This window comes from Acinetobacter sp. Colony158 (assembly GCF_019264745.1).
GTDB classification, from domain to species: Bacteria; Pseudomonadota; Gammaproteobacteria; order Pseudomonadales; family Moraxellaceae; genus Acinetobacter; species Acinetobacter ursingii.
The window spans coordinates 1391547-1407165 of record NZ_CP078523.1 but is presented as its reverse complement, the minus strand read 5'-3'; the positions used below and the strand labels follow the sequence as shown (position 1 = coordinate 1407165).

Here is a 15619-nt window from a genome sequence, read left to right as displayed (position 1 = left end):
TTTAGCGCCACTCACAAACAAATGCTGACCAGCCTTACTCTCAAACTTCCCACCTGTGGTTGAAAACACACCATCGGCATTAATTTTGAGTTGCGACCCACCCGCTGTTAGTACAATCTCTTTAGGACTGGTGATTTCAATCTTATCTTCAGTAGAAATCAGTTTAATCACCTTCTTGGCAATTGCTTCAATCGCATCGTCCTGCGCCTGCAACTCCAATTTCCCTTTTGCGGCATACGCTCTAAAGCCCTTTTGTGCAGCAAACAAACTGATCTTATCCTGCGCATGTCCAATAATATTCTTCTGTGCGCTCAAATTAATTGAACCACTGGCACTCTCAGCAATATCCTGAGAGGCCTGTAAGATAATATTTTCAGGCGTAGTTAATGCAATTCCATTCGGTGATGCCAACAACATCAATGCCTGTCTAAAAATCTTACCTTGTTCTTGTTGCTTGGCATCGGAACTACTTTCCAGACCTTGAGTATAACCTTCCATAAAGCCTTGTAATGAGCTCAATGCTTTAGAGGGGGTAATTTCTAGCTTGCTACCCTTGCTAAAAGTCCCACAACTACTCATCAATTCAAAGTCTTTAATATCGACATTGGCTAAAACTTTTCCAACTTCTTTAATACTCTCAAACGGGTTCTGCTGAATCCGATCTTTAATGCTGGCAAGCTTACCTTTGACAATATCAGCACCATGTTCTTCTACGTTTTCAATGAATTCTTTTAGGTTTTCTACCGCATCTTTGGCATCACTAAAGAACGCATTGAACTCGTCTACTGCACCTTTCGCATCTCCACCAAGCGCACCAATATCCTCAATGAAACCACCGCAATCTTTAAGGGCATGGATAGGATCATTATTCATGCCTTCTTTAAATAGACTTAAAGTGTTATCCAGTGCTTGACCTGTAGTTTTAAGCTCTAATGATTGAATAAATTTTGGTAAGCGATTAATCACATTCAACGCATCAGTCTGCTGCTTTGCAGCAATTTCACTGAGCATTTTCATATTGTCATAGCCCTGTGACAATAATGATTGTGCTTGAGCAGCTTCCAAATGATCAGCAATCGCCTGTTCCTGGGCATAAGTACTAATCAGCATTCCCTTACCTGCACGCACAGCACCATATTGATCGGTTCTCAGTTCAAAACCTTCACCACGCCCTTGACTGATTTCTTGTTGTTTAGGGTGACTTAAATTACCCAGATTTAATTGACTAGCAGCATGACTACTATGTAACTGGGTGCTAATCTGTCCAGTAGTATCATCAAAACGAAGCTGGTTAAAGCCTGAGCCTGCGACCTCTTGCGAACGAATACCACTCAAATTTCGGGTCGCGGGTAATTGTCCTTTTACATCAAATTTTGTGGGTGAACGTTGCGCTTCATGGATTCGACCCGTTACAAATGGTCGATCAACATCACCATCAAAAAAGTCGATAACAACGAGTTCTCCTACACGGGGTAAAAACCTTGCCCCATAACCTTCTCCTGCCCATGGCGTCAGCACGTCGACCCAAGCGGAGTCTGCGTCATTCTCATTGGCACCCGCACCTCCATCATGAGCATGGTCCTGATCTCGGGTAAAGAGAAAGCGAACTTTGATTCGCCCCCATTCATCGACATAAATCTCTTCATTTTCTGGTCCAACCACGCGCGCACGTTGTGGATAAACCAATGGTCGATGTTGTAAGGGTTGATATTCAGGGACGACTTTAATCTGACGGCGTATTAGCGTCAGCTCATTGCCTTGGCGTTCATCCTTTTGCAATGAGGAAGATGCCATTCCGGACATTAAGCGTTCAAATTGTTGTTGAATATCTTTTGGTAAATTATTTTGGTTATAAAAGCGTTTTTCATAAATCAAAAATTGTCGATCACTTCCAGTGTGTTGGTCAATTTCTGGATGTCCTGTGAGTTCAAACCAGTAGCCTACTTGCGTATCCCGTACCGTCGTTTGAGCTTTAAAATATTTAGCTTGTATTTCCTGATAAGCACTTAAATTTTGATTCAGCCGCTCAATCTGCTCCGAACCAGAAGGTGTAGCATGATCTGCGCCTGTAAGATCAGAAGTCCACGCTGCCCCCACTGACCAAGCCTGTTCGAGACTTAAGCTTTCATTGTTATACTGATCACTGTATAGATGTGCGCTTAAAACAGAACCACTGCCATCATCCTGAGTCAGACCATCCGCTTGCCAACGTTGTACATAAGCCGCTGTTGATTGTAACTGGCGATGGGCAATCAAACTGGTCATACTGTCAAAATATTCTGTTGCATGACTACGGTGAAAGCGAATAACGCCGCGATTCATTGCGGTAAAATGTTGTTGATTGTCAATCAAACGCAGTTTCTGAGGTTCAATCTCTTGCAGCGTATTTGCAACGATATTGTTTTGTTCATCGATCAGCCAATTAATCCCCTCACTACGCCATAAACGGGTTAGAAAGTCATGATCCGTCTCATTATTTTGCATAGTAAAGGGACGAATATCATAGTTTTGACCAAGCCCACTCAAATCAAGCGTCAAACTTGCAGCAAATAAGCTGCTTTTAGCTTGCCACTCTTTAAATAAAATTTCCGTAATTTCGGGTACACTTTTATTCATAAACACACGGCTATTTCGTCGTTTATGCCAAAGTGCGGTCGGGTCTTGTACAGTAAGTGTATAAAGGGTCAATGCACCATCACTCTGACCTTGACTGGCTTGCGTAATGATCCCTGAAGTTCGTGAAAATTGCCCCAGATCATTGATCTGGTCGACTGCGACCTGACAGCCAATAAATTGTTTTAGTGCAATGTGTGCATTATTTGACAAACATGTGAGCTGAAGATTTAAGCCATCATTGAGCGCATGATGTCCGTCAATACGCTGTAAAAAAACCTGAGTATTGAGTAAGGCGTGACTAAATTGCACATGGATGGCGCGTTTTAAAGTGCCAAAACCCGCCTGTTCCAAAATACTATAAATATTATTTAACATCATCTTTCTTCATTTTTAGTTTTATTGATATCAATCGCGCGTAAGTTTAAAAAATACAGACCGTATCGTCTAGTTTTTTTTATTTTTATTCCATAAAAAAAGAGCCGAAGCTCTTTTTTGTGAATGTAGCAACTTTAATCACTAACCTTCATTAAAAAGGTACGCGCTTATAGGTACGATATTCAGGTTGCCAAAACTCTTTTTCGATATTGCTTTGAATTTGCTCATCGGTTAATGGCACTGCAACACCATCTGCTATCGCTGCTTGTGCAACTTTTAATGCAATCACACGCGAGACATTTTGAATGTCTGCAATCGGTGGAAGTAAATCGGCCTCGGCATTTTTCAATAATGGAGAACAATCTGCCAATGCATTACTAGAGGCCATTAGCATATTTTCTGTCACGCGCTTAGCACCCGAAGCAATCACGCCCAAGCCAATCCCTGGAAAAATATAGGAATTATTACACTGCGCAATATGATACAACCGCCCTTGATAATTGACTGGAGTAAAAGGACTGCCTGTGGCAATTAATGCACGACCATTGGTCCACTGAATAATATCAGCAGGCACAGCTTCTACCCGTGAAGTTGGATTGGACAATGGCATCACAATCGGACGCTCACAGTTTGCATTAAGTGCTTCGATTACTTCCTGAGTAAATAATCCCGGTTGACCTGAAACCCCAATCAAAACGGTAGGTTTGGCATTCTTTACCACATCCAGTAAAGAAATCACATCTTCAACCTTGGCCCAATCGGAGATGACATCCGCCTTTTGTGCAAGTTTGCGCTGAAAATCCAGTAAATTTGGCTGGTTCTCTGTAATGAGACCAAAACGATCGACCATAAAGACTCGAGCACGAGCCTCTGCATCGCTTAAACCCTCAGCCACCATTTGGGCAATAATTTGCTCCGCGATGCCGCATCCTGCCGAACCTGCGCCCAAAAAAGTGACAATCTGATCTTTGAGTTGTTTGCCCGCAGCACGACTTGCTGCAATTAAACTTCCCACTGATACCGCAGCTGTACCTTGAATATCATCATTAAAACAGCAGAATTTATCACGGTATTTGGTCAATAAAGGCATCGCATTTTTTTGTGCGAAATCTTCAAACTGAATCAAGGCATGTGGCCAACGACGGCGAATTCCAGTTAAGACCTGATCGATAAAATCATAATATTCTTCGCCAGTAATTCGCGGTTCACGCCAACCCATGTATAAAGGATCACTGAGTAATTGTTGATTATTGGTTCCAACATCAATCGTGATCGGTAAAGTATAAGCAGGACTAATCCCCCCACATGCGGTATAGAGTGATAGCTTTCCGATTGGAATCCCCATCCCGCCAATACCCTGATCACCCAGTCCCAAAATACGTTCGCCGTCGGTAATCACAATCACTTTAACGTTACGACGATTAATATTTTGCAAAATATCATCAATGTGTTCACGGTCTGGATAAGACACAAATACCCCACGATGACGACGATAGATATCAGAAAAACGCTGACAGGCCTCACCTACTGTTGGCGTATAAATAATCGGCATCATTTCTTCTAAATGATCTTCGATTAAACGATAAAACAGGGTTTCATTAGTATCCTGAATATTTCGTAAATAAATGTGCTTATTGATCGCATCATTAAAAGCTGTGAACTGTTGGTAAGAGCGCTGGCTTTGTTCTTCGATGGTTTCAATCACATGCGGCAGTAAACCATGTAAATTGAATTGGCCACGTTCTTGTTGGGAAAAAGCCGAACCTTTATTGAGTAGCGGGAGTTCCAGAAGGGTAAAGCCAGCATAGGGAATATAAAGTGGATGTTTTTTTGCGGTGTTTTCAGCGGTCATTGCCTATCTCATTGTTCAGCTCAAATGCTAAACGGTTATTCATTCAAATCATCGGTTCGATATAGCTTACGCGCTTTTTTAGCAAAATAGGTATTTCCAAAATTGATAGTCGAATAGATCACATTTTATGTTCAAATAGAATCTGGAGGGAGGTTTATGGCGCTTTTACATATCGTAGCGGATGAGATAAATTCTTCTGGATATACTGAACATATTCTGAGCTTTTGATTCTATTGATTATAAATATGTTTATTGTAAAACCATCCTTTTTACCAATGTCTGGATTGGGATTGATCCTTCTATTAATAACCGGCTGTCAAAGTGTTTCAAAAACAACCAATAAAGTTGGTTCATGGTTAGGCGTCAAGCCACCTGTTCCCGAAGTCGATGCCAAAGGCATGGTTGATCTTAGTCAAACCACCCTGAATCAACTGGAACAATTCAATGCAAACATGCCCAAAAATCAATGGGTTTATATGAAAAATAAAACACAGGACGTCTATATCCTACAAAATAAATCTGATGATCAATCTATTTTATCATTTCGTTTGAACTGTCAATTGAGCGCTCAGAAACCAACCTTTTATTTATACAATGCCAAAGGTGAGCAAATCTTGAGCGCATACGATGATAAACTTGGACAAATTCAATTTCTTCTCGATAATAAAAACTATTTAAATCCTTTTAATCTGTATTCCACTCAAAAACTTGAGATCTTTAAAAAAGAGCTCGCGACAGCCAAGACCATCAAAATTTATCATGCAGAACACTTATATCGCTTTGAAAATCAACATGCTGAGTTACTCAGCAAACCTGTTTCTTGTCAGCAATAATCCAAAATAAAAGATTGGATTACATAGCTTTCAGCATTCATTAAAATTAAATCGGTGGTGAAATCAAACAGCCTCACCTAAAGCGGACAAAATTTGCTATATTGAGCGTTTTTCCGCGAACATTCGTTTTAGATAGATATGAATACCGCCATACAAGCAGCTCTTGATCATGCCGTGCAATCTCTTCAACAAGCAGGGATTCTTCCTTCGGATTGGACTAACAACAGTGTGTTAACCCGAACCAAAGACCGAAGTCATGGTGACTTTGCTTCCAACATTGCGATGGTTGGAGCAAAAGCTGCGGGTATGAAACCACGTGATTTGGCTGAAAAAGTATTGGCACATCTGCCAGAAGTCGCAGACATTACTAAAGCTGAAATTGCAGGTCCAGGGTTTATCAACTTTTTCTTAAATGCAGATCAGCGTTACGCTGTACTCGACCAAATTCAGGCACAAAAAGATCAATTTGGCCGTAGTCAGGCCAATGGTGCACAAAAAATTCAGGTGGAATTTGTTTCTGCCAATCCAACCTCGAGCTTACATGTGGGACATGGTCGCGGTGCCGCTTATGGTATGACTGTAGCGAACTTACTAGAAGCGACGGGTGCCAAAGTTGAACGTGAATATTATGTCAATGATGCAGGTCGTCAAATGGATATTTTGGCGACTTCGACTTATTTACGTTATTTGGAATTACTTGGACAAGATCTTGTTTTTCCTAAGAATGCCTATCAAGGTGATTACGTCAAGGAAATTGCACAAAGCATTATCGACAAAGATGCCGATGCATATGTTCGTGTGGTAACCGATGTTTATCAAGATGTGCCAGAAGATGTGCAATATGCCGCTGAACTGGATGCCGAAGGCAATAAAGTGGTTCTCTCTGGTGATAAAGAAAAACATATTGATGGGCTGATTGCCAATTCACAGCAGTTACTCGGCGAAGGATATCGTGTTTTTCATCAGGCCGCGCTAAAAGCCATTTTAGATGACATTAAAGATGATCTTGCCGATTTTGGTGTGACTTTTGATCGCTGGTTCAGTGAAGCATCACTGGCGGATAAAATTGAAGAAGCCTTACAAACCCTAGATCAACGTGGTTTTCTCTATGAAAAAGACGGTAATATCTGGTTTAAATCGACTGAATTTGGGGATGAAAAAGACCGTGTAGTGAAACGCCGCAATGGGCAAACCACATATTTTGCATCTGACATCGCCTATCATTTAGATAAATTACAACGTGGCTATACCCATATCGTGGATATCTGGGGGTCAGATCACCACGGTTATATCGCACGGGTAAAAGCAGCAATTGATGCAATGGGTTATGACTCTGCCAAACTTACCGTACTTTTAGTTCAGTTTGTAAGTTTATGGCGTGGTGGTGAAATGGTACAAATGTCCTCGCGTTCAGGTCAGTTTGTGACTTTACGTGAACTCCGTGAAGAAGTCGGTAATGATGCAGCCCGTTTTTACTATGTGATGCGTAAATCTGAGCAACATATTGACTTCGACTTGGATCTTGCAGTATCACAAAGCAAGGACAATGCGGTGTATTACATTCAATATGCGCATGCGCGAATCTGTCGTATGCTAGAAAAAGCAGCGACCAGCGCAGTGAATTTTGATGCTGTTCAGGCACGTCAATATGCGTCACGTCTGGAACTGGACGCTGAAACAGAAATTCTATCGAAACTGGCTGCCTATCCAGATATTATTGTACGTGCGGCAAATGCTTACGAACCGCATCAAATTGGTAATTATTTGAAAGAGTTAGCAGCATTATTCCACGGCTGGTACAATGAGCATAAAGTGTTAAATGATGATGCAGAACTCACTCAAGCGCGTCTTTTGTTGTCCGTCAATGTACAACAAGTGTTGCGTAATGGTTTGGAATTACTTGGTGTATCTGCGCCAGAATCAATGTAAATCATCTATTGTTTGACTTGTAAGCTCAGACCAATTCCTGTTTTTGGTCTGACGACCTAATTTGAAGAGGATTTCACGTGTTTGGAAAAACGCAGCGCGGTGTATCTGAGCGACCAAATAAACCCAAAAAATCACTGATTCCAAAGTGGTTAGGTACATTGGTGGCTATTTTAGCTCTGATGTGCATCGCCGTGGTGTTGATGCTTTGGAAACCGTGGAAGCCTGTTTCAACTAAAAATGAAGTAACTTCGCCGCATTATCAGGAAGAAGAAACCAATCATGACTATCGTTTCTACGATCTGTTACCACAGCAACAAGTTACGCCGATTCCTGAGCAAGCAGTACCCGAGACTAAGCCGCAGCAACCTGTGGTGATTGTAGAAGCGCCAAGTGAAGCCAGCGCGCCTGTGAGCAATGATCCTGCTGCCGCGGTTGCCGCTGAAGAAAATCCACCACAGCCACATCAAGCATCCTTTATCTTACAAGTGCGTAGCTATCCTGACCCTGACAGCGCTGATGCACGTCGCGCAGAAATCATTTTAAATGGTTTGTCTGCCGATGTGGTCAAAAGTGTCGAAAATGGCAAAATATGGTATCGCGTGGTTTCTGGGCCGTATGATTCGCAAGATGCAGCTGTTGCTGCACAGCAAACCTTGCAACACAGCGGGATCGATTCCATCGTGGTAAAACGTTAAAGCATTGTTATGGTAAAAAAGAACGCTTTGTGCGTTCTTTTTTTAATTTTTTCAAATAATTACCAACCCCAGCATGTTCCCGTAATTGGTTTACCGCATTCACGATAATGTACCGCATACCAAACACTGCCACCCGATCGTGGCGTGCCATCTTTTTTGACTTCATCTCGATTCAATTCATCAAAAGTACTAATGGCATTGGCGGTCACAGAGCCTTTATCTGCATTTTTTTGCAGGTTTAAACTACCCAGACTTTTTGCGGTCTGATTCTGATAAATGACCGTGTCTGGTGCTGTTGTACCGATCAATAAAGCATAGTTGGCAATTGCTGCGGTATAACCTGTGGCACTACCCGACAAAGTTAAATCCTTTTTGATGCTGGTGCTTGCCAGCACATCTGCCCCGCCATATATTTTCGCATCAAGATGATAAAAACTTAAAGGTTGTACCATCCCTGTTTTAACCTGAGCTTCTAACCAGTCTTGCCATAAGAACTCCAGAAAGTCGGTGGCATTCTCAGGTTTGCTATAGCCAATATCTCGGACAAAATACATCAACGAACGGTACTGATTTTCTTCCATACCCGTTGGATTGGTTGCTGATTTAAGCCCCAAATTTTTTGGTAATTGCTGATATGTAATGCTTTGGTTTTGTCCATTACGCAACCATGCACGACCATTGGCGACCATTTTTGTCCAAAACTCATCTGCTGTTTTGAGAGAGCTATAATTATCAACCACACGCACCCAAACTTTCAGCGTTTCACCGCCATCGGGTAATTCACGTAACTGGGTCATGGTATGATGCCCATCAGTCAGATACAAACGACCATCGTAGCCAACCACGACCGTTTTCAAATCAGCAGTTTCTGTTGCTGGTTGTTCGGCACAACCAAAGCTATCGAGTTGTTTTAAATTTGCTCCTTTGAGTTGCTCCATGCTGCTAAAGTCATCGCGGCTTTTGGCACCAATTGCTTCACAGTAATCACTGAATTTTTTGCCTATGGTTTTATTGAGATAAGAAAGTTGATTGATTGGATCCGCTTGCCAAGTCTGACGATTCCAATCGCCTTGCCAACGGCCTAATTTATAATAAATCTGGTCATAGCCCACTGCGCCTTGAGTCGGAATCAGATCAGCAATCTGAACCTGAAGAATATCGCCAGCTTTGGCATTTAAAAAGCGTTGATCGCGCTGATCTTGCGGCTGAGTCGACGGCGTGTTCTGGCTTTGATCATCATTTGAATCATTGCACGCTGTTAATGCGAAAACCGCACAAATCCCCAGAGACAATATTGTCATATTTTTAGTCATCAATTTCATAAAACATCAATCATCTAAAGCTTGTTTGAAAAGATGCATATTGACGAGAAAATATTCAAAATAAATGACAAATTTCATTTTGATTGATGTTTTAAAATATAACAAGCATTGCCATGCTGCATCAGTTTGTCAGCAGGCAATATGGTTGGCTATCAAAACCGCCTTTATTCAATTCCTTTTTGCTTGGCACGTTGAAAAGCAGGACGAGATTGAATTCGAGTAAGAAAAGCCTGAATATTCGGATATTGGCCTGTGGTACGGGTTAAAATAGCTTCAAGTGGAAAACTCATCTGAATGTCAGCAAAGCTAAACTGACCAGCAAAATAATCATGTTGCGATAAATATTCCTCTAAAAAAGCAATATGATCTTTTAAACGTGGACGAATAAAGCCAGCTTTAATGCCATCGGTAATTTTATTGGCAATCGGACGAATGATAAAAGGTACATTTTTACCAACATTGTTCATGACCAACTGAAATACCAATAATGGCATCAGTGAACCTTCGGCATAATGCATCCAATATAAATATTGAAAAGCATCTTCATCATTTTGTGGCTTAAACTGATTTTGCAAATCGTATTTACTTTGTAGATATTCCAAAATCACCGCAGACTCTGCAATCGCGCGATCATCATCCTGTAAAATGGGTGCCTTACCCAAAGGGTGAATCTGTTTCAGTTCAGGTGGTGCGGCAAAGGTCGGCAAACGTTTGTAATATTGAATTTGATAGTCTTGTTGTAGCTCTTCTAAAGCCCATAAAATCCGAAAAGAACGCGATTGTTCCAGATGATGTAAAGTCAGCATATTGTTCTCTATTTCTCGCCAAAATTTTAAATTGATTAATCGCATTCAGCCCATGAGCATTGCATGGGCTGAATTGTAAAATCATGAGATTGCAACAGAATTAAGCTAAGGTGGTTTTGATTTCCACACTGCGTAATAAGGTCTTGGTTACTGGTGTTTTACTACAGACATTTAACACTTTTTCCTGCATTTCTTCAGATAATGGATTTTTAAAATTCACACGACGTTCGATCCATTCCTGTTGTTCCTTATTCATAAAAAAATCAACTTCGACGCTAAACTCACCAAAATCCATTTCTTTATGCTGTGCATACATACGCAAGGTAATCATAGTACATGACGCCAGACTTGCTGTTAGAAAGTCATAAGGTGCTGGCCCCGTATCATGACCACCAAAAGATTCAGGTTTATCGGTAATAAAATGGTGTTTACCGCTGGTGACTTCACCTTTCCACGGTGCTGGATCTGTTTTAACAACGCTACGTGCAATCACACTCATTTGGATGCTCTCATTTGATCAGGGAAAGTGGGGGCTTCAAGACGTGAGCCATCATAATCTGGAATTTCGCCGAAGCGTGCATCATGATTGACCCATTGCTCACGTGCTTCGCGTAGTCCTTCCGTGGTGCGACCGACAAGATTCCACCACAGTAAAATTGGAGTTTCAAAAGGTTCACCACCAATCAGTAATACACGATGTCCTTTTGGAATATCAATTTCAATATGTTCAACCCCAGGCTCTAACACCACCAGATTGTCCTGATTCAACTCATGTCCATTCACCCAAGCGTGACCTTCTAATGCTAAAAAGCCATATTCAAATTTTGGATTGAGTGGAATACGAGTCTTCGCATCTGCCTGAGCGGTCATATCGATACCGACCAATGGCGTATGCACCGCCACAGGAGAGCTTTGCCCCATAAACTCACCAACCAAAACCGTGAATTCAACCTGATCCTGTTGTGTTGTTGGTAATACAGGATAGTGATCAAACTGTGGAGGCATATTGAGTTTGTCATCAGGCAAGGCAATCCAGAGCTGTGCCGCATGCATTTTAGTTTCAGTATCTGGCGCCACTTCAGTATGGGAGATACCATATCCAGCAGTCATCAGATTAACCTGATACGGGCGAATTAATTGCTTGGTGCCTAAACTATCGGTGTGCATCATGGTGCCTTCAATCATCCAAGTAAAGGTTTGCAAACCTGTATGCGGATGAGGCCCAACATCCAATCCATCACCTTGTGGAAAAGTTACGGGACCTGCATGATCCAGAAAACACCATGCACCGATCATGCGTTTTTGCCGACTGGGTAAAGCACGTTTAATCACGGTTCCTTTACCAATTTCTGCGCTGCGAATTTGAAAGTCCTGAATAAATTGATTGATGTAACTTTCACAATCCTGTGAATCTGAGATTTCCGTATAATTGGTATTGGTCATTATCTTTGTCCTGATGTGTGCTTAAATCATATGAATGGCTAGCCAAACTGAGCGCTGCGCTTGCTGATCAAAATGCTATTCACCACTTGGATACGCTTAAAATTCAGAATAACGTGTCTCATAGCATTGTTGTTTTATCATTGCGTAAACAGCGCGTTCTAAACAAACTGCTTGTTAGCTTTCATAAATGACTTATCTTACTGATTATGTTTATATTACCAAACTTAATTCAAGATTCTATGCACAACTTTAAGACAGTGTAGTGCTATTTTTAAGACAATCCTTGTCAAAGCCGTACTCAAAGATTATTTGGACTGCGGAATCTGACTTTTCATGTGTTTCATAAAATCTCGGAAATGCGGTGCAAACTCTGCAAACAAAGGATGATTACGCTGCTCTAACATCACTTCACTAAATAGTTTGAGCCCAACCGCAAAGGATTGTGTGGTTTGCTCGTCAAAGAATGCTGCGCTTTTTAATTTTTCTACAATCTGAAAAATATCATCATGATTGCGTGTATAAAACTCAAGTTTTTCAACATAAGTTGATACCTCACCTTTTGCATCTTTGAGATGCTGAATAGTGACAAAGTATTGATGTTGCTTCATAGATCAATTCCAATTCTATTTTAAAATTAAGTACTTTCCCGAATTTCAAGTTGCATCACCTCTACTTGAAATTGTTGAAAAACCGCTTGTAAGGACTGTAAAAACTTGCGTTTGTTTCGCCTGCGTTAAGGCCGCACACTGGATCTGGAGGAGCTGTTTTTTGCTACGCTCAGGTAGGTTAAATTTCGTTTCTGCACGATGAAATTGATAACTTGCAATTAAACCCGCATCCACCAAATCGCTGACGACGCGATAAATTGTTGCCAAACTGAGTTGTTGGTGCTGCGCATGTAATTTTTGATAGATCTGTTTGATGCTTAAGTCATCAGATTGTTGTTCAAGTAACTTTAGGACTGAAACTCGTGAATGAGTAACTCTTAAACCCACCTGTTTGAGTCGATATTGTGCGTCTAACATCTTAAAATCCTCCGTCATAAACGCCCGATTTCAACGGCTGCCTGATCGATCTTTTCCGCAATCTGATGAATCTGTTGTGGATTTAAATCTGCAACATTGAGTTTTAATCGCAAGGCCGTTTTCAGATTTTCCATCGCACGGTGTATATCAATCAGTTGATCATTGCCATGAATCTCGCGTCGAAGACGTAGCTTTTCCAGCAAAGCATTCAGCATGTCTTGCTGTTGGGTTAAATACACTTTTCCTTCTTCAGTAACTTGATATTGCTTACGCTCAGCATCGAGCAGTGCAATAAAATTCATGTCTTCAAGTGTCGTTAATGTCGGATAGATCGTACCCGCACTCGGGCTATAGTCTCCTCCGACTAAATCACTAATTTCTTTAATGATTTCGTAGCCATGTTTGGGGCTTTGCTGAATCAGATATAAAACCAAAAGTTTCATTCGACCTGCTTCAAATAGACGTCCGCGACGACCTCTACCGTGAGTATGATGCTCACGCTCATGGGAAGCCCGCTCTGAATGTCTAGTATCTCGTTCAGATTGATTTCTCATATTATTTTTCTCGGATTAGGTAATTTACAACTATTAAGATATATCTTAATATATCTTTTAACAAGCCAAAATATAGCTTAAGTTTTTATAATATTGATATTGAATAGATTATTTATTTTTAGGATCAGATTTTAAAAAACTTAAGTAATAAAAAAGAGCGATTACTCGCTCTTATTACTGACAATAGAGATCAAGTATGTTTGTAAAGTAAATAAATTGTTTCAAATACAATCGTTCTACATTTTATAAAATGCTAATAAAATTTTTAACAATTTGAAAAGATTAAGTTTTTACTTATTTCTGAATTTTGTATGATTAATTTCTTAGGGTTTAATAAACGTAATATAAGGAACTATAAAATATAGATGAAAGCTCTAATTACAGTTGGGTGTATGACTGATCATGGCGGAATGATTATTTTAGGTGACTTTTCTTTTTTAGTAGAAGGGAAAGCTGTCCATTTAGATGGTATGACTCACTATTGTCCTAGGTGTAAGGTTCAATCACGTGCAATTGCTTCAAATCAAGGTTTTATGATTGTTGGTGGAAAAAGTATTGTTGCTGTAAGTGATACCTCAACTTGCGGATCAAAATACTTAAAAATCTCTGATCTTGCTGTTATGAATAATGGGATTAGTAATTCAAAAATTGTATCTAATAATACTAATAGTTTTGTGTCAGAACCTAAGCCAAAGTATGGACAAAGATTCTTATTACAAGACCAAATAACAAATGAACCATTAGCCAATGTATGTTACGAGATTCATCAAAATGGTGAAATTATTCATGGAACAACTGATAAAGATGGCTATACAAAGTTAATTACATCAAATGAAATTGAAAACATAGAATTAAGAATAATTTCAAAGGAACATTCCCATGACGAATAATATTATAGCGACATTTCAAGACACACTAAAAAAATTAAATGATGACATGAAGGAAATGAAATCCTATGGTGCAACTGTCATAAAAATAGGGACAAAGCGTCAGTTAACATCAGGTGAAATTAGAATGTCTCAATTAGTATTTAAAAATTCTATTGATTATTCCAAAGTGTGGATTCATGTAGGAGGTCTTATACATACAGCTACTGGTAATGCAATGACTCCTGCTGGTGAAATCTATATGTCGTCAAAAGACTATATGGAGAATCAAGATTTCAGTTTATCTCGGCCTAACATTAAGCATTGGTTTATTCATGAAATGACTCATGTTTGGCAATATCAAAATGGTGCTAAAACTAGTTGGTAAGGGTTAAAACAAGGGTGTAATGGAGGATACACGACAGAGGTTCAATCTGTAGACTCAGCTAATGAATTGAAAGCATATGACACTGATTTATTAGGGAGAGATGCGAATAAAAAGTTTCAAGATTTTAATTTTGAGCAACAAGGAAGAATCATTGAATTTTACTATGATAGCAATTTTCTAAAAAATGAGGAACCTCATCGAAAGCATTTACAAATAAGTTTAAAACTTCATAGTCGAGTTATGGCAATTCTTATCGATTTCATTAAAAATCCAAATAATTCTTCTTTGTTACCACATCATTAACTATGAAACAAAAATTTCTCATCTTATTACTTTTTCCTCTATCGATAACAACACAAGCATCACCAGAAAAAAAGTTATATGCAACGGTAAAAAACAATAGTGTTTGTATATTTACAAATGATGCGAAGACACAACCTTATAACAATCAAATTTATTTATATCTTGGTCATATTATTCAAGGTCAGAAATTCAGAAGCTCCTATAGTAATATTTATAAAAATATAAAAATGCCAATTTATGAAAATGAATGTATTACAATAGATCAGTCAAATTTTAAGAGAAATATACCCTATGATATTGTTCTAGATATGAGTGAAACCTATTCGATACGTACTTGTATTACAGAAATATCGGGGAAAATTTCCCTAAAGAAAGTTGTAGATGGTTATACATGCCAGATACAAAATAAAGATATCAAAAAAGAAGATAATCTATTCAATAAAATTCTAAATTGGTTTAATAAATAATATTCCTAAAATTAACATAATACGTCTTATGCGAAATTAATTTAAAATATTTAATAAAAATCAGATATTTAAAAAATTTAATTTATCGAAAAACAGCAAAAAGCCGACTTTTGTAAGTCGGCTTTTTTTTGATCTATTTTAGAAC

General features: G+C 39.5%; 14 protein-coding genes and 1 pseudogene. 6 read left to right on the top strand and 9 right to left on the bottom strand.

Features of this window, described 5'->3' with window-relative positions; all coding sequences use genetic code 11:
• Window positions 1–2991, bottom strand: a 2991-nt coding sequence (locus JR005_RS05700) for a type VI secretion system Vgr family protein (protein ID WP_218665805.1), incomplete at its 3' end; no start/stop codon positions are given.
• Between the two features lie 151 nt (window positions 2992–3142).
• The gene (locus JR005_RS05695) at window positions 3143–4843 is read right to left on the bottom strand and encodes an NAD-dependent malic enzyme (protein ID WP_218665703.1); all 1701 of its coding nucleotides are present in this window, start codon (window positions 4841–4843) and stop codon (window positions 3143–3145) included.
• A 275-nt stretch (window positions 4844–5118) separates the two neighbouring features.
• Here JR005_RS05695 and JR005_RS05690 point away from each other — a divergent pair, with 275 nt between their 5' ends.
• From JR005_RS05690 to JR005_RS05680, 3 genes are all read left to right on the top strand, one after another.
• Window positions 5119–5676, top strand: a complete 558-nt coding sequence (locus JR005_RS05690; RefSeq protein ID WP_218665804.1) for a hypothetical protein — start codon at window positions 5119–5121, stop codon at window positions 5674–5676.
• 138 nt (window positions 5677–5814) lie between these two features.
• Window positions 5815–7605: an arginine--tRNA ligase gene (argS, locus tag JR005_RS05685; RefSeq protein WP_151833011.1), complete on the top strand. Its 1791-nt coding sequence runs from the start codon at window positions 5815–5817 to the stop codon at window positions 7603–7605.
• A 77-nt stretch (window positions 7606–7682) separates the two neighbouring features.
• Window positions 7683–8300 (top strand): SPOR domain-containing protein, encoded by a 618-nt coding sequence (locus JR005_RS05680; protein ID WP_004985671.1) that lies wholly within the window; start codon window positions 7683–7685, stop codon window positions 8298–8300.
• Between the two features lie 59 nt (window positions 8301–8359).
• Here JR005_RS05680 and JR005_RS05675 read toward each other — a convergent pair whose 3' ends face one another.
• The 7 genes and pseudogenes from JR005_RS05675 to JR005_RS05645 all read right to left on the bottom strand — a co-directional run bounded on the left by JR005_RS05675 (window position 8360) and on the right by JR005_RS05645 (window position 13450).
• Window positions 8360–9622 carry a ParB/Srx family N-terminal domain-containing protein gene (locus JR005_RS05675; protein ID WP_005001608.1) on the bottom strand — a complete coding sequence of 421 codons (1263 nt, stop codon included), beginning with the start codon at window positions 9620–9622 and terminating at the stop codon, window positions 8360–8362.
• A gap of 164 nt (window positions 9623–9786) precedes the next feature.
• The gene (locus JR005_RS05670; protein WP_125269526.1) at window positions 9787–10428 is read right to left on the bottom strand and encodes a glutathione S-transferase; all 642 of its coding nucleotides are present in this window, start codon (window positions 10426–10428) and stop codon (window positions 9787–9789) included.
• Between the two features lie 100 nt (window positions 10429–10528).
• Window positions 10529–10927, bottom strand: coding sequence for an OsmC family protein (locus tag JR005_RS05665; RefSeq protein WP_125269525.1), 399 nt, complete (start codon window positions 10925–10927; stop codon window positions 10529–10531).
• Window positions 10924–11871, bottom strand: coding sequence for a pirin family protein (locus tag JR005_RS05660; protein ID WP_218665702.1), 948 nt, complete (start codon window positions 11869–11871; stop codon window positions 10924–10926). The genes JR005_RS05665 and JR005_RS05660 overlap by 4 nt, the downstream gene beginning before the upstream one ends.
• A gap of 305 nt (window positions 11872–12176) precedes the next feature.
• Entirely contained in the window at window positions 12177–12479 is a 303-nt protein-coding gene (locus JR005_RS05655; RefSeq protein ID WP_218665701.1) for a DUF3861 domain-containing protein, read from the bottom strand.
• A gap of 26 nt (window positions 12480–12505) precedes the next feature.
• Window positions 12506–12896: pseudogene (locus tag JR005_RS05650) on the bottom strand (Fur family transcriptional regulator).
• A 14-nt stretch (window positions 12897–12910) separates the two neighbouring features.
• Window positions 12911–13450: a PadR family transcriptional regulator gene (locus tag JR005_RS05645; protein ID WP_218665700.1), complete on the bottom strand. Its 540-nt coding sequence runs from the start codon at window positions 13448–13450 to the stop codon at window positions 12911–12913.
• Window positions 13451–13815: 365 nt separating this feature from the next.
• On the opposite strand from JR005_RS05645, the gene JR005_RS05640 reads away from it, so the two are divergent.
• The 3 genes from JR005_RS05640 (at window position 13816) to JR005_RS05630 (ending at window position 15474) form a co-directional block, all read left to right on the top strand.
• Entirely contained in the window at window positions 13816–14340 is a 525-nt protein-coding gene (locus JR005_RS05640) for a PAAR domain-containing protein (RefSeq protein ID WP_218665699.1), read from the top strand.
• Entirely contained in the window at window positions 14330–14704 is a 375-nt protein-coding gene (locus JR005_RS14615; RefSeq protein ID WP_228731759.1) for a hypothetical protein, read from the top strand. The genes JR005_RS05640 and JR005_RS14615 overlap by 11 nt, the downstream gene beginning before the upstream one ends.
• 305 nt (window positions 14705–15009) lie before the next feature.
• Complete coding sequence (locus JR005_RS05630; RefSeq protein ID WP_218665698.1) at window positions 15010–15474, top strand: NF045616 family extracytoplasmic (lipo)protein; 465 nt, start codon at window positions 15010–15012, stop codon at window positions 15472–15474.
• Window positions 15475–15619 lie beyond the last annotated feature (145 nt).